Genomic DNA, 24317 nt, shown 5'->3' with positions numbered 1-24317 from the left:
CGGGGTCCGTACCGGCGTGGAAGCCGGCCGCGGCCGAAAGTGGGCCGACCGGTCGGATCGACATCTCCGCATCGATCGGTCCCGGGTGACGGCGTCTGCTGGTCAGCCGTCGCAGACCGCCGTGGCGGCCGGGGTAGCTGCGGGGTCGAGCTCGGGTGCCGATTCGTCGCGGTCCGGACGGCGTTCAACGACCGCAGAGACCGTTGCCACCGCCAGCGCTGCCACCAGCATGGCAACGCCGACCAGGACCGGAGACCGGAAGCCCAGGCCGCCGGCGATCGCCAGCCCGCCCAGCGCGGGACCGACGGCATTGCCGACATTGAAGGCACTGGTGTTGACCGCGGCGGCAAGAGTCGGCGCCGAGCCGGCGAAACCGAACACGCGAGCGTTCAGTGCTCCGGCGATCGAGAAGGCCGCCAACGAGTAGAGGCCGATCGCGATCGCGACCCCGACGGCCGAGCCCACCACGGCGAGTAGCAGCAGTGAGGCCAGCACCGTGGCCCCGAGGCTGATCATCACGTTGGCCAGCGGGCCCCGATCCGCGACCCGGCCGCCGAGCGTCGTCCCGACGAACGCGCCGACCCCGAAGATCAACAGGTACAGCGGGGCCCGGTCCGCCGAAACACCGGTGATGTTGATCAGCAGCGGCGAGAAGTAGGAGAACGCCGCGAAGATCGCTCCCTGGAACAGTGCGGTGGTCAACAGCGCCAGCCACAGCCGGCCCCGACGGAACGCCTGCACCTCCTCGGTGATCAGCTGACGCATCGGACGAATCACCGTTGTCCGGCTGTCGGTGTCCGGGACCAAGATCACGATCGACACCACGCTGGCGGCCGTGGCGACCGCAACCGCCAGGAACGCCGCCCGCCAACCGAAGTGTTCACCCAGCCACGTCCCTGCCGGCACGCCGAGCACGTTGGCGACCGACAGCCCGCCGACCAGGATCGCCAGGGCGCGAGCCATCACGGCCGGACCCGCCAATCGGGAGGCGACGACTGCCGACACTGCCCAGAAGGTCGCGTACAGCACGGCTGAGATCACCCGAGTGATCATCAAGGCCGGATAGTTGTGGACGAACAGTCCGACCAGGTGCAGCAGTAGGTAACCGATCGCGGCGGCGATCAAGGTCAGCTTCCGCGGCAACCGCAAGGTCGCCACCGTCATCAGCGGTGCCCCGATCGCCATCCCGACAGCGAAGGCGGTGATCAACATGCCGGCCTGCGGCACGCTGATCTCCAGGTCGGAGGTCAGATCGGGCAACAGTCCCGCGATCATGAACTCCGAGGTTCCCTGGGCGAAGATCGCGGCGCCCAGCACGTAGACGGCCAGCGGTGGTCTGGTGCGCACCCTCGGCGCTGCCGATGCGGTCGTGGTCATGACGTTCCTCGTATCGGTGGTTCTGGACAATACAGTTCAAAACGGATCGTGGCTTGTGGGGACAGTGGAGCTGGCGGCAGGTCGGAGCGATCCCTGGTTGGTCGCACGTCCTTCGACAGGCTCAGGGGTCTTCGGTCGGCTCAGGGATCTTCGACAGGCTCAGGGGCCTTCGGTCGGCTCGGTGCACTTCGGTCGTCTCAACGCTGATCGGTGGTGGGGCGGAGCAGCTGCAGGGCGGTGTCGATGGTTGCCTGGATCGCGACATCGTCCTCGCTGACCCGGCCGACGATCTGCAGCCCGTTCAGCATGGCGTGCAGCATCCGGGCCAGGTCGCCGGCAGCCAGGTCGGATCGCAGGGTGCCGTCACATTGACCGCGTTCGATGATCCGGGTGATCGTGTCGGCGAATGCCGCCAGGTTGTGACGGGCGAGTTCGGCGATCTGCTCGTCGCTGCGGCCCAACTCGACCGAGGCGGCGAGCACCATGCAGGTCCGGTGGTCGTCGGTCCTGAACTGGATCGCGATCGTCTCCCGGAGTAGTCGTTCCAGGATCTCCCGGCCCGTGTCGTCGTCGTCGAGGTGGTGTGCGCGGTCGGCCGTCTGGGTCTCGTCGTATCGGCTCAGTGCGGCGGCGAAGATCTCCGACTTGCTGCGGAAGGCGTTGTAGAGACTGCTGCGGGACAGTCCCGTGCAGTCGCAGAGCTGGTCGGTCGATGTCGCGCTGAACGAACTGCTGCGGAACTGCTCGATCGCGGCATCGACCACGTCCTCGGTGGAGAAGCTGCGTGGACGGCCCATGGTGCGACCGTAACAGTTATGGACTGACCTGTACAGAAGTGTCTCGGCACGCGACGCGACTGTGATTGTCGTCATGTCCGTGAGATTCTGGGCCGCTGGGGCTTGGGGAGTTAGGCGATCCGAAGTTAGGCTCACCTTATGACCGCGACGACCACCGCACCGGTGCGCCCAGATGAGGGCCATCGGGATCGTGGTCACGCCACAACGCCGAGAGTACGCAAGGCGACCAAGCTGATCCCCGGGCTGGTGCTCAGCCTGGCGGTGCTGGCCGTGCTTGCCGTCTTCAGTATTGCAGTCGGTGCGCGCACCATCTCACCGGGCGTCGTCCTGGACACCATCGGCGACTTCAACCTGTTCCACGCCATCAGCGCCCAGGATGTGATGGCCGGCCTGCCGCAGCGGTACGCCGACGACACCGACCGGCTGGTGATCCTCACCCTCCGCGTCCCGCGAACCCTGCTCGGCCTGATGGTCGGCGCCGCCCTCGGGTTGGCCGGCTGCGTGATGCAGGGCGTCACCCGCAACCCGCTGGCCGATCCCGGCATCCTGGGCATCAACTCCGGCGCCGCCCTCAGCGTCGTCCTGGCGATCACCTTCTTCGGTGTCGGCACCCCCGGCGGCTACGTCTGGTTCGCCTTCGTCGGCGCCGCCGTAGCGGCGGTCATCGTGTACGGCATCGCCGCGCTCGGTCGCGAAGGCGCCACGCCGATCAAACTCGCGCTGGCCGGTGCTGCTCTGTCGGCCGGCTTCGCCGCGGTCACCCAGGCCTTCCTGCTGCTCAACAAGACGACCTTCGACCAGATGCGGTTCTGGCAGGTCGGCGCGTTGGCCGGCCGTGAGCTCGGGATGGTCGGCCAACTGGCCCCGTTCCTGCTGATCGGCTGCCTGCTGGCCCCGTTCCTGGGCCGCACCCTGAACACGCTGTCGCTCGGCGACGACGTCGCTCGCGGGCTGGGTGCCCGGGTCGGGCTGTCCCGCGCCGCCGCCGCGGCCGTCGTGGTGCTGCTCTGCGGCGCCGCAACCGCGGCCGCCGGACCGATCGGATTCGTCGGGTTGACCATCCCGCACGTCGCCCGGATGATCACCGGACCGGACTATCGCTGGACGTTGCCGTTCTCGATGGTGTTGGCCCCCATTCTGCTGCTCGGCGCCGACATCGTCGGTCGGGTGATCGCCCGTCCCGGCGAGGTGCAGGTCGCCATCGTGACCGCGGTGATCGGTGCGCCGGTCTTCATCGCGTTGGTCCGCCGCAAGAAGTTGGCCGAGCTGTGACCGCCCTTCGACAGGCTCAGGGCTCGGTGGCCGGAGCTCAGGGACCCGTGACCGAGCTCGGCGGAACGCCGCTGGGCCGTGCCGACTTCGGTCGGGTCCGGAGCGTACGGCATCGGCTGCTGCGGCGGACGATCATGGTCTGCATCGGGTTGCTGATCGCGCTGCTGGTGGTGTTCTGCGCAGCGATGATCGTCGGTGACTTCCCGCTCGGCCTGTCCGAGCTGTTCTACGCGTTGACCGGCCGCGGGACATCGGCGACCAACTTCATCGTCTACGACCTGCGACTGCCGCGAGTGATCACCGGCATGTTGGTCGGCCTGTGCTTCGGCATCTCCGGCGCGATCTTCCAGGCCATGATCAGGAATCCGCTGGCCACCCCGGACATCATCGGTGTCACCTCGGGCGCCAGCGCCGCGGCCGTCTTCGGGATCCTGATGCTCGGGCTGGGCGGCATCACGATCTCGGTCTTCGCCTTCGCCGGTGCTCTGGTGATTGCGCTGATCATCTACCTGTTGTCCTATCGCGGCGGATTGTCGGGCTACCGCTTCGTCCTGATCGGCATCGGGATGGCAGCGGTGATGTCGGCCGTGATCGAGTACCAGATGACCCGGGCGACCGTGGAGGATGCGCAGACGGCTCTGCTCTGGCTGACCGGGTCACTGTCGTCCTCGTCCACCTCGACGATGACCACGCTGGCGATCCTGGCCGTGATCATCGTCCCGGTCACCCTGATCGCCGGTGGCTGGCTGTCCGGTCTGCAGCTCGGCGACGACACCGCACAGTCGATCGGCCTTGCCGTGCAGCGATCCCGACTGCTGCTGATCCTGCTCGGCGTCGCACTGGCCGCGATCGCGACCGCTGCAGCCGGCCCGGTCGGCTTCGTGGCCTTCGTGTCCGGTCCGATCGCCCGTCGGCTGACCCGCGGCACCGGCACCGCCCTGATCCCCGCCGGCCTGGTCGGAGCGTTGGTCGTCAGCGTCGCCGACTTCGCCGGTCAACACCTGCTCCCTGTCCAACTGCCGGTCGGCATCCTCACTGCCGTGATCGGCGCCCCGTACCTGATCTTCCTGTTGATCAGATCCAACCGTCTCGGTACCGGAGGCTGACGAGATGACCATGATCAAGAACCCGGACGTCGATGTTCGCAGCATCGAATCCGACGAAGCGCCCGCCGTCGCACCGGTGCCGCAACGTCGGCTCGAGGCGACCGGGCTCAGCTTGGGCTACGGCGGACGGGAGATCGTCTCCGACCTGTCGCTGGAGGTGCCCACCGGCCAGGTGTCGGTGATCATCGGTGCCAACGGCTGCGGCAAGTCGACGCTGCTGCGCGGGATGGCCCGACTGTTGACCCCGACCGGTGGTGCAGTGCTGCTGGACGGTAAGAGCGTGCATTCCCAGCCCTCCAAGGAGATCGCCAAGGTGATGGGGCTGCTGCCGCAGGCACCGAACGCGCCGGAGGGCATCACCGTCGCCGACCTCGTCGGCCGTGGCCGCTACCCGCATCAGGGCTGGTTCCGACAGTGGACCGCCGACGACGAACGGGCCGTCACCGAGGCGCTGATCGCCACTGACACCCTGGCCCTGGCCGACCGGCCGATCGAGGAGATGAGCGGTGGCCAGCGGCAGCGGGTCTGGATCGCCATGGCGCTGGCCCAGGAGACCGACATCCTGCTGCTCGACGAGCCGACCACCTTCCTGGATCTCTCGCATCAGCTCGAGGTGCTGGACCTGCTGACCGACCTGAACCGTCGTCGCGGTACGACGATCGCCGTCGTCATGCACGATCTCAACCTGGCCTGCCGGTACGCCGATCACTTGGTCGCCATGTGCGACGGGCAGATCGTCGCCAGTGGCACGCCGAGTGCGGTGATCACGCCGGAGCTGATGCGCGACGTCTTCGGGCTGTCCGCCACCGTGATCGATGATCCGGTGTCACATACTCCGACGATCATCCCGATCGGTCGTCACCACTGCCCGGCCGATGGCCGTTGACGCTGTCGGCGATGCCGCCGACAGAGCTGTTGCCCGGTCGGCGGGAGACAACTCCCCAGCAGACAACGGACCTGCTCCCGGGCAGGTGACCGGTGCTTCGCTGATCCGCCAGATCTTCCGGCGGCGCCGAGGCCCGATGCTGGCGGCCGCCGGCTGTTGGGCCCTGCACCAGACCTGCGAGGCGATGGTTCCGGTGGCCATCGGTCTGATCATCGATCACGCCGTACGGACCGGCGACTGGACTGCGATGCTGGTCTCCCTGCTCGGCCTGTTCGTGCTGTTCGCGGTGCTCACCATGGCCTACCGCAGTGGTGCCTGGCTGGTCCGGCGGGCCGAACTGCTGGAGGCCCACGATCTCCGCGCCTCGGCGGTCAGCCGGGTGTTGTCGCCGGGCGGGATCCGGACCGACCGGCAGAGCGGGGACCTGCTCTCCATCACCACCACCGACGCCGACCTGACCTCGGGAATGATCATGGTCGTGCCGCGGATGGCCGGGGTCGCGTTCGGACTGGTGGTGAGCATCGCGACCCTGCTCACGATCGAGTGGCGGCTCGGCCTGGTGATCATGATCGGGGTCCCGTTGGTCGCGCTCGGCCTGAACGCGTTGTCACCCCGGATCGCCCACCGGACCGCAACCCAGCAACGTGAGATCGGCGCCGCCGCCGCGCTGGCCGCTGATCTGCTGTCCGGGCTACGGGCCCTCCGCGGCTTCGGTGGCGAACGGGTCGCCACCGGCCGCTACCGGCAGTCCAGTCAACGGGCGCGGCAGGCCGCGATCGGCGCTGCCCGCGCGGACGCCACCTTCCAAGGCGTGACCGCACTGGCCGGTGGACTGCTGCTCGCCCTGGTCGCTGCGATCAGCGGTGTGTTCGCGTTGCGCGGCGAGATCACCGTCGGCGAGTTGATCACCATTGTCGGGCTCGGGCAGTTCGTCGCGGAGCCGGTGAACGGTCTGGCCTTCGGCGTCCGGATGCGGGCCCGCTGCGCCGCCGGCGCGGAGCGACTGGCCGAGATCCTGAACGCACCGCTGCGGGTCGCCGGTGGCGACCGCATCCTGACCCCGGGGCCACTGGTCGCGACCGGGCTGGCCGGTGCGTACGTCCGTGACGTGTCACTGGTGGCCGCGCCGGACGAGATCATCGGCGTCGTCAGCGATGATCTTGCCGTCGCCGGAGAGCTGGGACGCCAACTGGCCGGCACCGAGCGTCCGACCGCCGGCCAGGTCACCGTGGCCGACGTCGCGTTGACCGAAGCATCCTCGGCCAGTCGGACCTCGACCCTGCTGTCCGAGCCACACCGGGTCGAGTTGTTCGGCGAGACGCTGCGGTCGGCGATCACCGACGGAGCCGCGGACGCCGCCGCGGTGACCGACGAGGAGATCGGCGAGGTCTTCCGAGCGGCCGCCGCCGAGCAACTGCTCTCCGAGCAAGGTGGCCTGGACCGCGAGCTGGACGAGGGCGGCTCCAACCTGTCCGGCGGTCAGCGGCAGCGGGCGGCGTTCGCCCGCGCACTGCTGGCGGACCGGCCGCTGTTGATCATGTCCGATCCGACCACCGCGGTCGACTCGGTGACGGAGCAGCAGATGGCGACCGGTCTGCGCAGGATGCGTTCCGGTGCCGGCCGGACCACGGTGCTGGTGACGGCGAGCCCGCCGCTGCTGTCGCTCTGTGATCGGGTGGTCTTCGTCCGTGACGGTGTCGACGTGCGCACCGGCACTCATGATCAACTGCTGGCCGATGACGAGTTCGGCGCGGCCTACCGGGCGGTGGTGCTGCGATGACGGCCGAGCTGGTGGCAGCACAGACAGAGCAGAGTGAGGATCGGGCGGTGCCGACCGCGGACGCCGGCCGGACCTGGCGGGTGGTCGGTCGGATCGCTTGGCGGCAACCGTGGCTGGTGTTGTCGGCGATCATCAGTTCGCTGTTGGCCGCCGGACTGTCGGTGATGGCGCCGTACCTGCTCGGATCCGTTGTCGACCTGGTGATCGATCGTGGCACCGTCCGGCAACTGCTCGGCTTGATCGCGCTGGTCGTGCTGGTGGCCGCGGCCGGCGCCGTCGCAACCAGGATCTCCTACGCCCTGGTCGGTCGGCTCGGTGCCGACGTGCTGGCCGAACTGCGCGAACAGGTGATGGACCGCGCCCTGACCGTCGACGCCCGGGTCCTGGAACGAGCCGGCACCGGGGAGATCACCGCCCGGGTGACCGGCGACGTCGCGCAGGTCAGCGAATCGACCAGCCAACTGGTCTCGCTGTCGGCATCGTTGCTGACGGTGCTGGCGACGGCGGTCGGATTCCTGACGTTGGACTGGCGGCTGGCACTGGCCTTCCTGACCGTGATGCCGGTCTATGTGTTGGCGCTGCGCTGGTATCTGCTCCGCGCCCCGCGACTGTACGCCGCCGAGCGGGTCGCGGTCGGCCGCCGCGGTCAGACCGTGCTGGCGTCGATCAGCGGTGCCGAGACGGTGCACGCCTACGGCACCGAGAGCCGACACAGCGACCGCGTCAACGCCGCCTCGCGTGGTGCGATCGGCGCCACCCTTCGGGCCTTCCGCACCCTGCAGACCTTCATGAACACGATGAACCTGGCCGAGGCGGTCGGTCTCGGAGCCCTGCTGTTGACCGGATTCCTGCTGGTCGGTCGGCAGGACGTCACGGTCGGAGCAGTCACTGCCGCCGCGTTGATGTTCCACCGGCTGTTCGGCCCGCTCGGCTTCTTGTTGATGACCTTCGACGACGTCCAGGCGGCCGGTGCTGCGCTGGCCCGGCTGGTCGGCGTAGCTGATCTTCGTCCGCCGCAGCGGCAGCCGGAGCGGCCGGTGCCGGAACGGGCCACGTTGTCCGGGGCCGGGATCAGCCACCGCTACGGCGATGCGGACGTCCTGCACGGTGTCGATCTGACGATCGCAGCCGGTGAACGGGTCGCCGTCGTCGGAGCCAGCGGTGCCGGCAAGACGACGGTGGCGGCGATCCTGGGCGGCGTCTTCCCGGCGACCGCCGGGGCGGTCATGATCGCCGACGATCCGATCGATCGGCTCGATCCGGAGCAGATCCGGCGACGGGTCGCTCTGGTGTCCCAGGAGGTGCACGTCTTCACCGGCACGTTGGCCGATGATCTTCGACTGGCGGCGCCGGATGCCGACGATGATCAACTCCGGGATGCGCTGTGGACGGTCGGCGCCCGCGGCTGGGTGGATGCGTTACCGCAGGGCCTGCAGACCGTGGTGGGGGAGGGCGCCCACCGGCTGACCGCCGCCCAGGCCCAACAGTTGGCGCTGGCCAGGGTGGTGCTCGCCGATCCACCGGTGTTGATCTTGGACGAGGCGACTGCCGAAGCAGGCAGCGCCGGTGCCCGAGCGCTCGAGGACTCGGCCCGGGCTGCCCTTGAGGGGCGGACCGCGGTGGTCGTCGCCCATCGGCTGTCCCAGGCCCAGGAATGCGATCGGATCGTCGTCATGGACGACGGCCGGGTGGTCGAACAGGGCAGTCACCAGGAACTGGTCGATCGGGGTGGCAGCTATGCCCGGCTCTGGCAGGCCTGGCACGCCTGAGCCCGGATCAGTCGGCGGGTGCTGTCCGATCGGGTTGTCGGAGTCCGCCTCCCGCTGATCTTCGGCCCCGTAGAGTCGGGCCATGGAGAATCATCCGACCGAGCTGTCCGCCGAGGTGGCCCGGATCGCCGGTGACCTCGGCGTCCCTGGAGCGGCGATCGGGTTCGTAGACGGTGGCGAACGCGAGATCGTCACGTACGGCGTGACCCGGCGTGATCATGGCGTGTCCATCGACGACAGCACCCTGTTCCAAGTCGGTTCGACCGCGAAGACACTCACCGCGACCCTGATCATGGTGCTGGTCGACCGCGGGGTGATCGAGCTCGATCGACCGGTCCGGCACTATCTGCCGGAGCTGCGTCTGCAGGACGCCGGCGCTGCCGAGACGGTCACGGTCGGGCAGCTGCTCAATCACACGGCGGGATGGGACGGCGGCGACAGCTGGCCGGACACCGGTGAGGGTGATGACGCCCTGCAACGGGCGGTTGCGCTGATCGCCGAGCTGCCGCAGCAGTTCGCCGTCGGAACGAGTGCGTCGTACAACAATGCGGCGTTTCTGGTCGCCGGTCGGGTGGTGGAGACGGTGACCGGCGCGACCTACGAACGCGCACTGTCGCAGTTCCTGCTGGAACCCCTCGGGTTGCACCGGACCGCGACCTCGTTGAACGAGATCATGACCCGTTCCTTCGCGACCGGCCATCGGACCGGGCCGTCCGACCAGGGACTGCAGGAATGCCGACCGTGGAGCGACCCGCGCGGATACCTTCCTGCCGGCGCCCGACTCGCTTCCAGCCTCGGTGATCAACTCAGCTGGGCACGCTTCCAGCTGGGCGACGGTCGATCGGCCGACGGGACTCAGGTGCTGTCGGAACGTTCGCTACGAGCGATGCACGCGCCGACGACGCCGCACGAGTTGATGCCGGGTGTGCAGATCGGCATCGGCTGGCTGCTCCGTGAGGTCGACGGCGTCGGACTGGTCGAGCACCACGGTGACGTCTCCGGCCAGCACTCCACCGTGACCGTGATCCCGGAGCGTGACTGCGGGATCGTCGTGCTGACCAACTCCAGCCCGCAGGGCCGTGAGTTGGCCGAACACGTCGTCCGTCACATCCTGGAATCTCGGCTCGGCCTGATCGAACGGGTGCCCGAACCGCTGCGGCTCGCGCCCGCCGAACTGGCCCGCTATGCCGGCAGCTATCGCACCGACGGCATCGAGTTGCGGATCGTGGTCGACGGCTCCGGATTGATCATCCATGGCACGATCTCCGATGGCGACGACGACGGGGAGACGCTGGCGTTCCCGGTCAAGCTGCTTCCCGGCGAGCGCTATCTGGTCGTCGACGGACCATTCACCGGGTTGCAGGGCGAGTTCGTCTGTGAGGGGACTGAGGTGGTCGGTGCCCGGCATGTCGGCCGATGGGTGCCCAGGACCGGATGATCATGGAAGCGTGTTCCGAGTTGATCAACGACGCGGTCGGAAGGTTGTCGTGCAGAGCATCTATCTGGTCACCCATCCGCAGGCCGAGCACCACGTCGCCGGTCTGGTGGGCGGTTGGTACGACTCGGACCTGACCGAGCTCGGGTGTCGGCAGGCCGAGGCGATCGCGGCCGAGCTGGAGCGTCGACACGACGGCGGGCCGCTCGGGGTCGTGACCTCCGACCTGAAGCGTGCCGGCACACCGCCGAGATCATCGCCGACCGATTGGGCGTCGACTTCCGACTCGACACGGACCTGCGAGAGAAGTCCTACGGAGTAGCAGAGGGCCGGCCGACCGAATGGCTGCGGCAACATCAGATCCCGATCCCGGATGTCGGTGATCGCCTCCGGCATGACGAGGGGATCGCCGGTGCGGAGACGCGGATGGATCTCGCCCGCCGAGCGGACGCGGCGATGGCGCGGCTGCTGGCGCCGCCGCTGCAGAACGAGATCGTGGTGACCCACGGTGGTACCGCGACCCTGTTCCTAGCTGCTTGGATCGAGATGCCGATCGAATCGGCCGGCCGCGTGCAGCTCGGCCTCAACTCGGGTGGGATCACCGAGCTCGGCAAGAATCCGTGGAACCACAGCCACATGATCATCCGACTGAACGACACCGCGCACCTGGATGCGGCAGTGAGTGATCAACTCTGACCTGCCCGTCGTGGCTGCCGGTCGGTGCGACACCGTTGGGTACGCATCGTCAAGACGAGGCGACTGCCCGCCAAGGACTCCTCGAGCGCCGGAAGGGAAGCTGGACGCTGATCCAGCAACCGAAAGGAACCTGATGATGACGAAGAAGGCCTCAGCGGCGTTGCTCGCCCTGACGGCTGGGGCCGTGTTGGCCGCCGGCAGCCCAGCGGTCGCTCATGCCGATGACCCGACGATGCCCGGTAGTGCTGTCGAAGCCTCGACACTTGGCTCCCTGACGGAGACGTCCAGGATCACCTGGCACTGGAAGACCAGGGCCGATTTCGTGCTTGCTATCCGTGACACCGAAGCTGACGGCGTGCACGCCACCGGTCGGGTCCAGACCCGGAGCCCATCCGGTGCGATCACCTCCTACAGCTGGCATCGGGCGGTCGGCGCCGGCGACAGTTACACCGACCACACCTATGCGGCGAACAGCTCCGGGGTGCGGGCGCTGCGAGTGCAGAGCTGCCGGGTCGGGAGGGCGCGCCCGACAGTCTGCGGCTACTCGCAATGGGAACTCAATCCCTTCTACTGAAGGGATTCGCCCTGATCAGCTGTGTTCGTCGGGCTTGTCCCAGAAGTAGCACTCGGGGTCGTAGACGGCCGGGGTCGGATGGATCCACGGGTTGACGAATCCACCGAGCGCAAGGTTTTCGTGCCGCGGCACATTCTGCAGGCCGTTCTTGATGATCATCACCTGCGGATAGTTGGCGACACAGCCCATGAAGAACGGACCGTCGGTGATGTGGGTCTTGAAGATGTCCCAGATGAACTGGGTGCGCTTCATCTCGTCCGGCTCGACCCGGGCCTTGTTGTAGAGGTCCTGCAGCTTGGCGACCGGGCTGCCCTTCTCCGGCTCGAGACGCGGCGGGTGCCGCTTCCACGGGTCGACGTCGAGCTCGGTCTTCAGCGTCTTGGTGCCCAACAGCTGGTACCAGTGGCCCTGCAACGGGGCCCAGTGATCGTACTGCACCGGGACCACCCAGCCGGCGTAGATCAACGGGTGGCCGTCACCGACCTCCCAGTTGGTGTGGCCCATCAGCTTCCCGGTCTCCCACTGATCCCCGAACGTCTGCGGCGGGATCGGGTTCTTGACCATCTGCAGGCCGACGGCCTTCAAATCGGAGACCAGCTGGTTGTCCTTGCTGGTGTGCTCACTGGATTGATCGGCTTGGTAGTCCAACCGGAGCTTCAGCTTCTTGCCGTTCGGCAATTCACGCATGCCGTCGCCGTCGGCGTCCTTGACGCCGATCTCCTCCAGCAATTGCTTGGCCTTCTCCGGGTCGTACTTCACATACGCATCGCGCCAGTCGGTGTAGACCTTCTTGCCCTCATCGTTGATCTGGAACTCTTTGGCCTTCGGACTCAACGTGCCGGTGGTCTTCTCACCGGTGTTGAAGTACACCGACTTGCGGACGGCATCCCGGTTGAACGCCAGCGACACCGCCTGACGGAACTTCGGCTCCCGGATCAACTTGCGGATGTCGGGATCGACGTAGTCGTAGTTGAAGAAGAAGATCGAACCTGTCCCGGAGCCGCTGTCCCACAGGACGATCTCGGTGCCGGCCTTTTCCGAGGAGTCCCGGAGTCCCTTGACATCGCCGAGAGTGATCTGGTTGAACGAGCCTTGGCAGTAGTCGACCGAGCCCTGCTGGACCTGCAGCTTGCCCGCCTCGGGATCGGTGACGACCGAGATCTGGATCTCGTCGAGGTACGGAAGTTGATCACCGTTGGGCATCACCGCCCAGTAGTAGGGATTGCGCTCCAGGACGACGCCCTTGTTGTTGTCGAAGGACTTGCAGCGAAAGCCAGTCATGGTCGGGCAGTCCGGATTGCGGTGCCAGTCCGACTTCGTCGTCATCACGCCGTCCACGCCGTCCCAGTCCGACGGCACGTTCTTGCCGTGGTCGGGGTGAAACTGCTTGACGTAGTGCGCCGGCAGCATCCAGATCGGTCCGTTGTCGCCGTTGCCGCCGTTGGCCCAGGCGGCCAGCTTGTCCGCGGTCATCGGCGCGGGCGTGTCGAAGGTCATCTTCAGCGTCAGGTCGTCGACGGCCTCGATCTTGGCAATTTCTCCCGAACCGGAACGGGCGTCATCCGGCGGCACCTGGGCCATCTTGCCGGGCAGCACCAGCTTCTCCCACCAGAACATGATGTCTGCCGTGGTCCAGGGTTTGCCGTCCGACCATTTCAAACCCTTGCGGAAATTGAAGGTCCACTCACTGGCGTCGTCGTTGCTCTCCCAGGACTCGGCGAGGCCTGGGCCGATGTCCTGGCCGTCGTTCAGATAGCGGAGCATCGAGTGGCCGTAGAAGAACTCACGATCGGACGCGGACTTCGCGGCGCCGGTCGTGGTGACCGTGTTCATGTTCAGCTTGCCGCCGTACTTGCCCGGTTTCACCCACTTGTGCGGGATCACGTACGGGTTGTCCGGCAGTCGTTCCTCGACCGGCGGCAGGTCCTTCAGCGACGGTGACTGTTGGAACTTCTTTGGCTTCGGCAGTGCCTTGGTGGCCGATCCCTTCGCCTGCGAACCGCCGCCGGAGCTGCCACCGCTGGACGATCCTCCGTCGCCGTTACTGCAGGCCGCCAGCACCGCGGCGCCGCTGACGGCTGCCGCGCCGTAGAGGAACCCTCGGCGGGTGAGCTGGGAAGTGGTCATCATTGGTCCTTCCGTGTCCTGAACACCGGCTCGTTCCGGTCGGGACCGAGCCAGCCGCTGCGATACGCCCTCGCGCGAGCGGCGGGAGCATGGTTCACCGACGATAGCGCCATGTCACCCCGCAATCCGTTAACGTCCGGGCAGGTTTCAACTCCTGACACGGCCGCCGGCCGAGATGATCATCAGCTCTGTTGCCGCGTAGGGCGCCTGCTCACAAGGCCGCGTTGAGCAGCAGTACGATCAGGTTGCATCATGACTGATCACATCGTTGTCGGTATCGACGGTTCCCCGACCAGTGCGAAGGCTCTGGGCTATGCAGCGGCAGAGGCGTCGGCATCCGGCGCCGAGCTGGAGATCGTGCACGCGCTGAATCTGCCTACGGTCGTCGACTTCTCCGGGGTCCAGTTGACAGCTCCGCAGATCGACGGTCTGCAGTCCTATGCCGAGGAGTTGCTCGCCGGCGCGAAGACCTGGGTCGCCGAGCGGCATCCTGACCTGACCTGCCGCACCCGGTACGAGGTGGGTGCGCCGACCGCGCTGTTGATCGAGCTGTCCAAGACCGCCACCGCGTTGGTGGTCGGCAGCAGGGGTGTCGGTGCGGTCGAGGGCGCCTTCCTGGGTTCGGTCAGCTCCCGGCTGGCGACCGAGGCGCACTGCCCGGTCTTCATCATCGGCGCCGGTGATCCGACACCGGCCAGCGGCCCGATCGTCGTCGGGGTGGACGACTCCGATTTCAGCGTCGCAGCTGCAGCTTTCGCCCTGCGAGAAGCGGTTCGTCGCAACACAACGGTCCGTGCGGTCACCGGCTACCGGGTTCCGGTGCTGGCCGTGCCGACCGAACCGGACCTGATCACCGCGTTGCAGGAGTCGGAACGGGCCGAGGCCGACAAGGTCATCGTCGAGGTGATGCGGCGGGCCCAGTCGGACAGCACCGCATCGGTGCCGGTCGAGACGGTCACCGTCGACGGTGGTGCCTCGGATGCGATCCTCAGCCAGGCGACCGACGCCCAGCTGATCGTCGTCGGTTCGCACGGCCGCGGGCTGATCGGTCGGCTGTTGCTCGGATCGGTCAGCCGCCGCGTGCTGCAGGACGCGGACCGGCCGGTGGCGGTGGTCAACGTCTCCGAATCCGATCCACAGCAATCCTGATCGGCCGGACGTGCCCGCGCGCCGTGCCGTCATCGGCTGGACTGCCGGGCTGATCGTCGCCACCGCCGCGGCCCTGCTGGCAACGCTCGGCCCGTACGGCGGGATCCTGCTACCGGCCGCGGTCCTGATCGCCGTGACCGCCGGGCGATGGTTGCAGCCGCTGCTGCCCGCGGTAGCAGCGATCGCGATCACCGATCTCATCGGGTTGGCGATCATGATCGTCGTCGAACCGACCCTGCTGCTGTCCCGCGGGATTTCCGGCCAACTTGCGGTGCTGTTCGCCGTCGCCGTTCCCTGGTGGTTGGGTCGACTGCGTCAGACGGTCGTCGTGCAGGCCCGCCGGGAACGTGCGTTGATCGACCAGCAGGCACGGATCAGTGAGCGGTCCTTGATCGCCGCCGACATGCACGACTCGCTCGGCCACGAGCTGGCGCTGATCGCACTCCGAGCCGGCGCCTGGGAGCTGGACCGTACGGCGTCGGACCGGCAACGCGAGGCGGCGGCGGCGATCCGGGACCGAGCGACCGCGGCGACCGATCGCCTGCATGTCGTCGTCGACCTGCTGCGGGACGGCGCACCGGAAGCGAGCTCGGCTCAGGACCTGGAGGCGCTGATCGACCGCGCCCGCCAGGCCGGCCTGCTGATCGCCGAGCCCCAGCTCGGCAATCGCCGGGACACGTGGTCGACCGTGACCACCCAGGCGGTGCACCGGGTCCTGCAGGAGACGCTCACCAACGCCGCCAAGCATGCACCGGGCAGTACGATCACGGTCACCATCGAGGATGCCGATGATCAACTCGACATCGCGGTGATCAGCACCGGTGGAGTCCGGTCGGCCGGCCGCTCGACGGTGAACCCGAACGGTGTCGGACCGGCGAACCGGTCGGGTCTCGGTCTGATCGCGCTGGACGAGCGACTGCGGCAGCTCGGCGGAACGTTCAGCGCCGAACCGCAGCGGGACGGATTCGCCGTCCGAGCAAGGATCCCGCGTCAGCCGGAACGGGAACGCAGCATCGACCCGCCGGCGACCATGACGACTCGGTTGGCGCGACGCCAACAGCGCCGCCGCGTCAGACGGTCGGCACTGCTGCCGGCGATCCTGGCGCTGATCATCGCCGCGGTGCTGTCCGTCGCTCACATCGTCACCTTTGCGCAGACGGCGCTGACACCGGACGACTTCGCCAAGATCAGCATCGGCCAACGCCGATCCGCGATCACCGACCTGCTGCCGCCGCGTGCCCAACCGGGGCCGACGCCGACCCTTTCGGTGCCGCCGGCACCGCCCGACGCACGCTGCGATTTCTACCTCGCGCGAAGCTCGGTGCTGGACTTCGCGTCGGACATGTATCGGATCTGTTTCACCGACACGGCGGCCTCGCCGGTGGTGGCGTCCAAGGACCGCCTGGTCCGTCAGGAGGCGTGATGACTGCAGCAGAGCAGCGGATCAGGGTGTTGTTGGCCGATGACGAACCACTGATCCGGGCCGGAGTCGGCGCCGTGCTGGCTACCGATCCGGCGATCGAGCTGGTCGCCGAGGCGGCCGACGGCCGCGAAGCGGTCGACGGGGCACGCAGCCATCGTCCCGATGTCGTCCTGTTGGACCTGCAGATGCCGGTAACGGACGGGCACGGCGCCCTGACGGAACTGATTCGGGTGATGCCGGAGATCAAGATCATCGTGTTGACCACCTTCGGCGCGGAGGAGAACATCCGGCGTGCGTTGACCGCCGGCGCCGCCGGCTTCCTGCTGAAGGCGTCCGACCCTCGCGAGATGATCACCGCCGTCCATGCCGTGGCCGACGGAGGTGCCTATCTGTCGCCGCGGATCGCCGGGACGGTGATCGCCGGCTACCGCACCGGCGCCGACCCGACGAAGACGCGTGCGGCCGATCAGGTCGGACGGTTGACCGAACGTGAACGCGAGGTCCTGACCCTGGTCACCGTGGGTCTGTCCAATGCCGAGATCGGCCGGAGGATGTTCATGGTCGAAGGCACGGTAAAGGGGCACGTCAGTTCCATCCTGACCAAGCTTGACGTCCAGAATCGTGTCCAGGCAGCGATCCTGGGCTATCAGGCGGGGTTGGCGGACGATCGCCCGTGACCGCCGAATCTGGCCGCAGCGGGGACTTGGGCAACCTCAGGCGTCCCGCAGCCAGAGTGCGAGATATCCGACGAGCTGGCCGACCGCAGCCCAACACCCCAAGATCAACAGTGCGGTTCCGGTCCCGTAGTCGCCGCCGTCCGGGGCCATCAGGACCGAACCGGCGGTGCCGGGCAGATAGAGCTGAGCGGTGTGCAGCCAGTCCGCGCTGGACACCTGGGTGAGCACCGGTCCGGCCAGCAGGAGCAGCAGTGTGACCAGGATGGTGACGATCGTGCTGCGCAGCACTGTGCCCAGTCCGATGATCAGCAAGCCGGTCAGAGCAAGGTATCCGCCGGTGCCGAGCACGGTGCGGAGCCGGTCGGCGGTGCTGGCGACGTCGACCTCGCCGATCATCCAGGACGCCGTGATCATTCCCACTGTTGCGAGCAGCCCGCCGAGGACAAACGACAGGATTCCTACGACGAGGGCCCGCGCCAGCAGTAACTGCCCACGGAGTGGTGTCGAGCGCAACGTCAGCCGGATCGCCCCACTTCCGTATTCCTGGGTGGTGAGCAGGATGCCGATCATCAGGACCGGCAGCTGGCCCAGGATGATCGCATCCGCGGCGATGCCGGCCGACGATGCGGTGATGTCGTAGCCGTTGGCCGCACTCGCCGCGATCGACGAGGCGACGATCACCGCGAAGGCGATGGTCAGCAGCACAGCGCCGAGCACCGCCCAGCCGTTGAAGCGGACGCTGCGAAGCTTGATCAACTCCGCATGGCCGGCGTGCCGGACCGCGGTCGGTGCGTGGGAGATCGTTGTCATCGTCGTGCCTTCCGTCGCGGGCGTCGGCCCGACGCCCGGGTGGTGTCAGCCGCTCCGTCGGTGTATTCGACGGCTGCGCCCGTGAGTTCGAGGTAGGCCTCCTCCAGCGTGGCGGCCTTGGTCGTCAGTTCGTGCAGCCTGATTCCGGTCCGATGGGCGAGGTCGCCGATCTCGGGCAGGCTCGCGCCGGTGATCACCAACTCGTCCGTGCTCGCTCGCTGGACGGTGCAGCCGGCGCCGACGAGCTCAGCTGCGAAGGTCTCCGGCTGCGGGGTCCGGACCCGGACGGCGTTCAGGGATGCTGCCTGCAGGACGTCCTGCAGTGGTGCGTCCGCGATCAATCGGCCGCGGCCGATCACAATCAGGTGATCCGCGGTGTGTTGCATCTCGCTCATCAGATGGCTGGACACCAGCACCGTGCGGCCCTCGGCCGCCAACGACCGGATGAACTCCCGGATCCACCGCACGCCGTCGGGGTCCAGACCGTTGACAGGCTCGTCGAGCAGCAGGATCTCCGGATCGCCGAGCAGCGCTGTCGCGATCCCCAGCCGCTGTGCCATCCCGAGCGAGAATCCGCCGGTCCGGCGGTTGCCGACATCACCCAGGCCGACCTGGTCCAGGACGGTCGCGACGCGGCGCCTGGAGATGCCGTTGCTGGCGGCCACCATCCGGAGATGATCGTGGGCTCGTCGCCCGGGGTGCGCGGTTGCGGCGTCCAGCAGCGCCCCGACGGTCCGGGTCGGGCTGGGCAGGGCGGCGTACGGACGACCGTCGATCGTCACGCTACCGGCGGTCGGTCGGTCCAGGCCGACGATCATCCGCATCGTGGTGGACTTGCCGGCGCCGTTGGGGCCGAGGAATCCGGTCACGACACCCGGCCGGATCGTGGTGCTGAGATCGTCGACCGCGACCCAGTCGCCGAATCGCTTGGTCAATCCGTCGATGGTGATCATGGAATCAACTCCGCTGTCGCTGTCAGGTCGACCGGTACCCGGTCGAGGATCGGTTCGGTGCTGCCGGTCAAGTGGGCCCGGAAGAACGCCCGCAGATAGTCGCGCTGCACGGTGAGTGATCTGCTCGGGTCGACGGTCCCGACCGCATCCCGTACAGCCTGCCGGTCAAGATCGACGTCGTCCGCGACCGCGGCAAGCACCGACGGGAGGTCGGTGAAGCTCAGGTGTTCGCCGTCGGGGAGATAGAGATTGCGCTTCCAGCCCCTCATCAGCTTCCAGTAGCCGGACCAGTCCGGAGCCTCCCGGTAGGTGTGCCGTCGGCCGGAGTCTCCGTCGTTGCCGGCTCCGACCAACAGGAACGGGGTTGTGGTCGTGGCAGTCGGATCGCTGCGATATTTCTCGCCCATGCTTCCGTCCAGGTTCGCTCCGGCCCGTACGCGGTGGTCGGTGCGGATCAGCTCGGCCGAGGCGAATCCTCCGATCGAATGCCCGAAGACGCCGATCCGGTCCAGGTCGAGCTGCGCCGCCAAGCCGGCCGGCAGGTCGCGCTGTTGGACGTCGGGGTTGGCGCCGGTACGGATCCGGCCCAGCTGGTCGATCATGAATCGCAGGTCACGGACGCGCTCGGCCAGGGCCTGCTTCATGTCCACGCCGTGTGCCGGCATCCGAAGCCCGTCGGGAAACTCGACCGGGGCCTGATAGGTGCTGTCCACAGTGACGACGATGAAGCCGTGGCTGACCAGATCCTCGACGAGCGTGGTGCCGATCGCGCGGGGCAACCCGCCGCCGGGTGAGTAGATCAGCACCGGCCGCGGACCATGATCGACAACCGCGGCTCGGGTCTGGGCGTGCGACACCGCACCGCTGAAGTCGACAGCATCCTTGGCAATCCCCAGCTCGCCCGTCGTCTGGTTGAACCAGGAAGCGATCCGCGGTGTCAGGTACGGCGTCGCCGGCAGACCCGCCCGATGGCGGGCCGGATACCAGATGTTGATCATCAGCTCCCGTAGCCCGCCGTTCTCGGCCCAGGGATCGGTCCGGGCCCGGTCCACCAGTTGCATCTCCAGCGTCCCGATCTGCTCCGGACCGGTCGGCGCCGGCAGTGCGAACGGCACCGGGCCGCCCGGACCGGCGGGTGAACTGTGTGCGACGGCTCGGGGGAGCCCGATGACGGCGGCGATGATCATGACAGCGGCTGCTACTGCTGCCACCAGTGCGCGCCGGCGCGGGTGCGGATAGTGCGGATCGATCTGCAGAGGAGTTCGGGTCACGTCATCACTGTGCCGGTCCGGACGCCGGCAGGGCACCGGTCGATCGGCAACAACCACCCCTGACGAAAGTAGGGGGTCGGCGCGGGGGAGGCGTCGATCCGGCAGCGATCAACTGGTGAGATGCCCGGCCCCGGCCCCCGATCTAACAAGTTAGGCTACCCTTAGTAGATCGAGGAGAGGTCGATGGGGTCGATTCGTGAAGGGCTGCGTGCACTGGCGAGGTCCGCCGATGCGCAGATCCTGTGTGAGGTCGAGTTCGAGGGCGTTCGGGAACGGTCCCCGCATTTCGTCCGGGCGTCGATCCGCGGAGCGGGACTCGCCGGCTACCGCACCCGACTGCCCGCCGACGCCTTCAAGTTGATGTTGCCGGCCGCCGGTTCGGGCAGCGTCACGCTGCCGACCCGTGGCGCCGACGGGCTGCCGAGTTGGCCCGACGGTGTCGAGCCGCCGGTGGCCCGGGCCTTCACTGTCCGGGAGTATGACGCCGACGCGTCGCGCATCGTCTTCGACGTCGCGATCCACCCCAACGGCCTGGCGATGACCTGGCTGCGGCACGCCGTCCCGGGTGATGTCGTCGGGCTGGCCGGGATCCGCCACGACTTCGCCGTCGGTGATGTTGATCACCACCTGGTGATCGCCGACGCCAGCGCGCTGCCGGCCGCCGCAACGATCATCGAGTCATTCGGCAAGGGCACCGACGCAACCGTCTTCCTTCAGGTCGAGTCCGAGGCCGACCGGGTCGATATCCCAACACAGGAAGGGATTCAGATCGAATGGGTCGTCTCCCCGCCGTGTCGGGGCGACGGCACGCCACTCGAACGTGCCGTACGCGCCACACCTCGACCCGAAGGTCGGATCCAGGCCTGGATCGCCGCCGAAGCGGGCGTCGTCCGGACGTTGCGCAGCTTTGTCCGTGATCACTGGGGAGTTCACCGCGACGACCTGCACGCCGTCGCCTATTGGAAGTCGGGCCGCACCAACACCGAGACCGATGTGGATGCCGCCCGGCGCTACACCCAGGCGATGGCCGACGGGCTGGATCTGAGCGATCCCGTTGTCGTTCAGGAACTCGAATTCGCCTGACTTCGGACGAGTTCCATGGGTCGATAGCTGGTGTCCAGCCGCCGTCGGCGCCGCCCTCACCTCATGGGTGTTTTCTCAGTAGGTGTTGCGATATCGCCCCTTCACCGGATGTTCTCGGGGCGATTCGGTAGCAGGTGAGGGCGATGTCGCCGGGGTTTGCGGAACGGGTGTGGACTTGGCCTTGCAGCCCGCGGTATTCGGCGCCGGGTGCGCAGATGCCGACCGCATGGTGACCGGCGGGTCAGCCGTGCGGGAGGATGCGCTCCGCCGCAACAGTCAGGACCAACCGGACTTGATCACGGCCGCCGTGCCACGAGTAGGGCTGTCCGGTGTATTTGTGAGCGAGCGCCTCGATGCCTTCGACGCCGCCGTCGGTGCTGACCGACAGCACCCGTCCTCTGATCGCGAAGTAGCGGTGTGGGCGGTCCGGGTCGGCGATCGTGACGGCAACCCGGGGATCCCGTTCGATGTTGCGGACCTTCCGATAGCCCTCGACCGTATTGATGATGATGTTCCTGCCGTCGGTGTCCACCCAGGTCTGGGTCAGCTGCGGCGAGCCGTCCGGCATGGTGGTGGCGAGGTAACAGATCGCCGGGCCACGCAGCAGCTGAAGCAGATCGTCGCTGAGATCCATGACGATCACCCTACGCGCGGAGGTCGGACCCGACCCAGTGATCATGGTCGGGGCACGGAGGTGCAGACTCAGTTCGGCCGTAAGCACGGCGATCAGTGCCGACCCGGGGCACTCGGCCGGATGCCTTCGAGTCCGAGCTGCGGCGACGCCGATCGTTGAGTCGTCCTCGACGGTCGGTGCTCGAGGTCGGCGATCTGTCGGCACCATCTGTCGTTCGTACGGCCCGCCCCCACGGCGCGAGATCGGCGGCGTCGTTGATCAACGTGGCGACCTCGGCGGCCGCCGCGTCTTCGCGCGACTCGCAAGGGCGGTGTTGCTGAGGACGACCGCTACTCCGGAGTCGCGATCAACGTCTCGGCCCTGTGCAACTGATGTCACCTCAGCCATCGGAACGACGTCGACCACCTCGAAGTTCGGCCGAGTGTCCAGTATTCACCGCCCCACCGCCATTCGCCGCCCGGAAGTTCGGCCGAGTGTCCAGAATTCGCGTCCGTACTGTCCGGTCCAGCTCGCGTCGGGTGTGCTGCGCCGACGTCTGGGCCCGCCGTCGTACGCCGCCGCGAAGTTCGGCCGAGTGTCCAGAATTCGCGATCTCAGGTCACTCGCCGCCTGGAAATTCGGTCGACTGTCCGAAGTTCGCGCCCCCACTTCACCGTCTGAGACCGCTCCCTTACGCAGCACTAAAGTTCGGTCGACTGTCCGAGGTCGCGAGGTCGCGGGCGCTCGGTCGCGACGTGCCCATGCTTCCCGGCGCCGTGTCGGAGATCAGGGGCTGATCACGGTGGGAACGAAGATCGCCAGGCTGCCGGCGCGAGGACGAAGGTCAGAAGCGAGTGCTGGGCGACCACGGGCCGCATCCGCCTCCTGTCCACCGTGTCCGGGTGCACGCGAGGGCGGGAGGAGCAGCCGGTCGGCTGCCGGAGCCGCATTGTGTCACGATGTCGTCGTGCTAGCCGATGATGATCTTCGCCGCCTCCGGGAACGGTTCACCGAGCTCGACTACACCGTCGACGCGATCGTCGCGCTGGTGGGTGCTGCCGAGCATGCCGCGCTGGGTCGGAACAACACCACCCCGGCCCGCCGCGCGATCGCCGATGATCATGGTCCGTTGGCGACGTTGACCAAACTCTGGCCGCTGCAGGCGACCGTACCGCTGGATGATCTTGACGCGGCGCTGCCGGGCCTGGTGCAGCCACTGTCGACCGCCGGGCTGGTCCGGATCGATCATGATCAGGCTCGCGCGCTGGTCGACCTGCGACCGTACGGCAGCGACGACGGCGCGTCCGGCTGGATCTTCTCCGATCTGACCCCGGGCCTGGACGGGCCGATGACGCCGGTCGCCGACGACTTCGTCCTCGGGGTGTCGCCGGCGTCGATGACCCTGGCCGAGCTGACGATGCGCCAACCCGTCGGCTCCGCGCTGGACCTCGGCACCGGCTGCGGCGTGCAGAGCCTGCACCTGGCCCGGCACGCCGACCGGGTCGTCGGCACCGACGTCAACCGGCGGGCGCTGGAGTTGGCGGCGGCCACGATGCGGCTCAATCAGGTCGACGTCGAGCTGCGCGAGGGCAGCCTCTACGAACCGGTGCCGGACGAAACCTTCGACCTGATCGTGACCAATCCGCCGTACGTGATGTCCCCGCCGGGGGACAGCCGGCTGACCTACCGGGAGGCAGGACTGGTCGGCGACGAGTTGGTGCAGCGGGTGGTGCAGGAGGGCGCCGCGCGACTCAACCCGGGCGGCAGCCTGCAGGTGCTCGGCAACTGGGCGCAACTGCGCGACCAGCCGTGGCAGGACCGGCTGGCCGAATGGGCGACCCGGACCGGTTGTGACGCCCATATCGTCCGCCGCGAGGTGTTGGACGCCTACGAGTACGTCGAGATCTGGCTCGCCGACGCCGGCCTGGTCGGGGCAGCGGAATATGCCGACGCCTATCGCCGTTGGTGTGACTACTTCGACCGACTGGGTATCGAGTCGGTCGGAATGGGGTGGTTGATGTTCACCAACGCCGGCCGCGAGCAGCCGGTGGTGACGATCGAGGACTGGCCGCACCCGGTCGAGCAACCGATCGGGCACGCCTGGGCTGCCAGAGTCGCCGCGGTCGACCTGGAACAGCGGCTGACCGACGCCGAGCTGCTGAGCCGACACTGGCAATTGGCGCCCGACGTACGACAGGAAACCGTCGGGATGCCCGGAGTTGCGGATCCAGAAGCTATCGTGTTGCGTCAGCAGCGCGGATTCCGACGAGCCGTACGCGCCGATACCGCTCTCGCCGGGGTGCTGGGGGCGTGTGACGGGGAACTGACGCTGGTTCAGATCTTCGGGGGTGTGGCGGCGATCCTCGGCCTGCAGGCCGAAGAACTCGCCGATGAGATGCTGCCGCAGATCCGTCGGCTGATCGTGGACAATCTGCTCGTCGAAGCGGGGACGGAACACGCGGTTTGACCGCACCCCATATATATAGACACCAGAGAGCTGAACACCGGCGACCACAGGG

Annotated in this window: 19 protein-coding genes and 1 pseudogene; 13 read left to right on the top strand and 7 right to left on the bottom strand. The window is 67.7% G+C overall.

Annotated features, from left to right (window positions below):
- Window positions 1-102 precede the first annotated feature (102 nt).
- Both BLU38_RS10785 and BLU38_RS10780 read right to left on the bottom strand, forming a co-directional pair.
- Entirely contained in the window at window positions 103-1377 is a 1275-nt protein-coding gene (locus BLU38_RS10785) for an MFS transporter (protein WP_091524250.1), read from the bottom strand.
- Window positions 1378-1574: 197 nt separating this feature from the next.
- On the bottom strand, window positions 1575-2174 hold the full coding sequence (locus BLU38_RS10780; protein ID WP_172836114.1) for a TetR/AcrR family transcriptional regulator: 600 nt from the start codon (window positions 2172-2174) through the stop codon (window positions 1575-1577).
- A gap of 138 nt (window positions 2175-2312) precedes the next feature.
- On the opposite strand from BLU38_RS10780, the gene BLU38_RS10775 reads away from it, so the two are divergent.
- From BLU38_RS10775 to BLU38_RS10740, 8 genes and pseudogenes are all read left to right on the top strand, one after another.
- Entirely contained in the window at window positions 2313-3446 is a 1134-nt protein-coding gene (locus BLU38_RS10775; RefSeq protein WP_091524243.1) for a FecCD family ABC transporter permease, read from the top strand.
- Window positions 3443-4552 carry a FecCD family ABC transporter permease gene (locus BLU38_RS10770; RefSeq protein ID WP_091524240.1) on the top strand — a complete coding sequence of 370 codons (1110 nt, stop codon included), beginning with the start codon at window positions 3443-3445 and terminating at the stop codon, window positions 4550-4552. Before BLU38_RS10775 ends, BLU38_RS10770 begins: the two co-directional genes overlap by 4 nt.
- A 4-nt stretch (window positions 4553-4556) precedes the next feature.
- The gene (locus BLU38_RS10765; protein ID WP_172836113.1) at window positions 4557-5438 is read left to right on the top strand and encodes an ABC transporter ATP-binding protein; all 882 of its coding nucleotides are present in this window, start codon (window positions 4557-4559) and stop codon (window positions 5436-5438) included.
- Between the two features lie 85 nt (window positions 5439-5523).
- Window positions 5524-7218 (top strand): ABC transporter transmembrane domain-containing protein, encoded by a 1695-nt coding sequence (locus tag BLU38_RS10760; RefSeq protein ID WP_172836112.1) that lies wholly within the window; start codon window positions 5524-5526, stop codon window positions 7216-7218.
- Entirely contained in the window at window positions 7215-8987 is a 1773-nt protein-coding gene (locus BLU38_RS10755; RefSeq protein WP_091524233.1) for an ABC transporter ATP-binding protein, read from the top strand. Before BLU38_RS10760 ends, BLU38_RS10755 begins: the two co-directional genes overlap by 4 nt.
- Before the next feature lie 82 nt (window positions 8988-9069).
- Window positions 9070-10425 (top strand): serine hydrolase, encoded by a 1356-nt coding sequence (locus tag BLU38_RS10750; protein ID WP_091524230.1) that lies wholly within the window; start codon window positions 9070-9072, stop codon window positions 10423-10425.
- Window positions 10394-11118, top strand: a pseudogene (locus tag BLU38_RS32340) (histidine phosphatase family protein). Before BLU38_RS10750 ends, BLU38_RS32340 begins: the two are co-directional and overlap by 32 nt.
- Before the next feature lie 133 nt (window positions 11119-11251).
- On the top strand, window positions 11252-11692 hold the full coding sequence (locus BLU38_RS10740) for a hypothetical protein (protein ID WP_091524227.1): 441 nt from the start codon (window positions 11252-11254) through the stop codon (window positions 11690-11692).
- Window positions 11693-11707: 15 nt separating this feature from the next.
- Here BLU38_RS10740 and BLU38_RS10735 read toward each other — a convergent pair whose 3' ends face one another.
- A complete protein-coding gene (locus BLU38_RS10735; protein ID WP_091524226.1) occupies window positions 11708-13822 on the bottom strand; it encodes an ABC transporter substrate-binding protein in 2115 nt (704 codons plus the stop codon).
- A 249-nt stretch (window positions 13823-14071) separates the two neighbouring features.
- On the opposite strand from BLU38_RS10735, the gene BLU38_RS10730 reads away from it, so the two are divergent.
- The 3 genes from BLU38_RS10730 to BLU38_RS10720 are packed head-to-tail and all read left to right on the top strand — an operon-like array spanning window position 14072 to window position 17068.
- Window positions 14072-14968, top strand: coding sequence for a universal stress protein (locus BLU38_RS10730; protein ID WP_091524223.1), 897 nt, complete (start codon window positions 14072-14074; stop codon window positions 14966-14968).
- A 10-nt stretch (window positions 14969-14978) separates the two neighbouring features.
- On the top strand, window positions 14979-16391 hold the full coding sequence (locus BLU38_RS10725; protein WP_091524220.1) for a sensor histidine kinase: 1413 nt from the start codon (window positions 14979-14981) through the stop codon (window positions 16389-16391).
- Window positions 16391-17068 (top strand): response regulator, encoded by a 678-nt coding sequence (locus tag BLU38_RS10720; protein WP_091524217.1) that lies wholly within the window; start codon window positions 16391-16393, stop codon window positions 17066-17068. Before BLU38_RS10725 ends, BLU38_RS10720 begins: the two co-directional genes overlap by 1 nt.
- A 36-nt stretch (window positions 17069-17104) precedes the next feature.
- Here BLU38_RS10720 and BLU38_RS10715 read toward each other — a convergent pair whose 3' ends face one another.
- Genes BLU38_RS10715 through BLU38_RS10705 form a run of 3 tightly spaced genes read right to left on the bottom strand, consistent with a single transcriptional unit; the run spans window position 17105 to window position 20102 of the window.
- Window positions 17105-17878, bottom strand: a complete 774-nt coding sequence (locus tag BLU38_RS10715) for an ABC transporter permease (protein WP_091524213.1) — start codon at window positions 17876-17878, stop codon at window positions 17105-17107.
- Window positions 17875-18831, bottom strand: coding sequence for an ABC transporter ATP-binding protein (locus tag BLU38_RS10710; RefSeq protein ID WP_091524208.1), 957 nt, complete (start codon window positions 18829-18831; stop codon window positions 17875-17877). Before BLU38_RS10710 ends, BLU38_RS10715 begins: the two co-directional genes overlap by 4 nt.
- Window positions 18828-20102 carry an alpha/beta hydrolase family protein gene (locus BLU38_RS10705; RefSeq protein ID WP_157683373.1) on the bottom strand — a complete coding sequence of 425 codons (1275 nt, stop codon included), beginning with the start codon at window positions 20100-20102 and terminating at the stop codon, window positions 18828-18830. The genes BLU38_RS10710 and BLU38_RS10705 overlap by 4 nt, the downstream gene beginning before the upstream one ends.
- A gap of 183 nt (window positions 20103-20285) precedes the next feature.
- Between BLU38_RS10705 and BLU38_RS10700 the strand changes: the two genes are divergently transcribed.
- The gene (locus BLU38_RS10700; protein ID WP_091524199.1) at window positions 20286-21185 is read left to right on the top strand and encodes a siderophore-interacting protein; all 900 of its coding nucleotides are present in this window, start codon (window positions 20286-20288) and stop codon (window positions 21183-21185) included.
- Between the two features lie 241 nt (window positions 21186-21426).
- On the opposite strand, the gene BLU38_RS10695 is transcribed toward BLU38_RS10700, so the two are convergent.
- Entirely contained in the window at window positions 21427-21819 is a 393-nt protein-coding gene (locus tag BLU38_RS10695; RefSeq protein ID WP_091524196.1) for a TIGR03618 family F420-dependent PPOX class oxidoreductase, read from the bottom strand.
- A gap of 946 nt (window positions 21820-22765) precedes the next feature.
- Here BLU38_RS10695 and BLU38_RS31670 point away from each other — a divergent pair.
- On the top strand, window positions 22766-24265 hold the full coding sequence (locus BLU38_RS31670; RefSeq protein WP_231920280.1) for a DUF7059 domain-containing protein: 1500 nt from the start codon (window positions 22766-22768) through the stop codon (window positions 24263-24265).
- The last annotated feature ends 52 nt before the right edge of the window (window positions 24266-24317 follow it).

It is taken from the genome of Microlunatus soli (assembly GCF_900105385.1).
GTDB classification, from domain to species: Bacteria; Actinomycetota; Actinomycetes; order Propionibacteriales; family Propionibacteriaceae; genus Microlunatus; species Microlunatus soli.
This window is presented reverse-complemented; position numbering and strand designations above follow the sequence as displayed.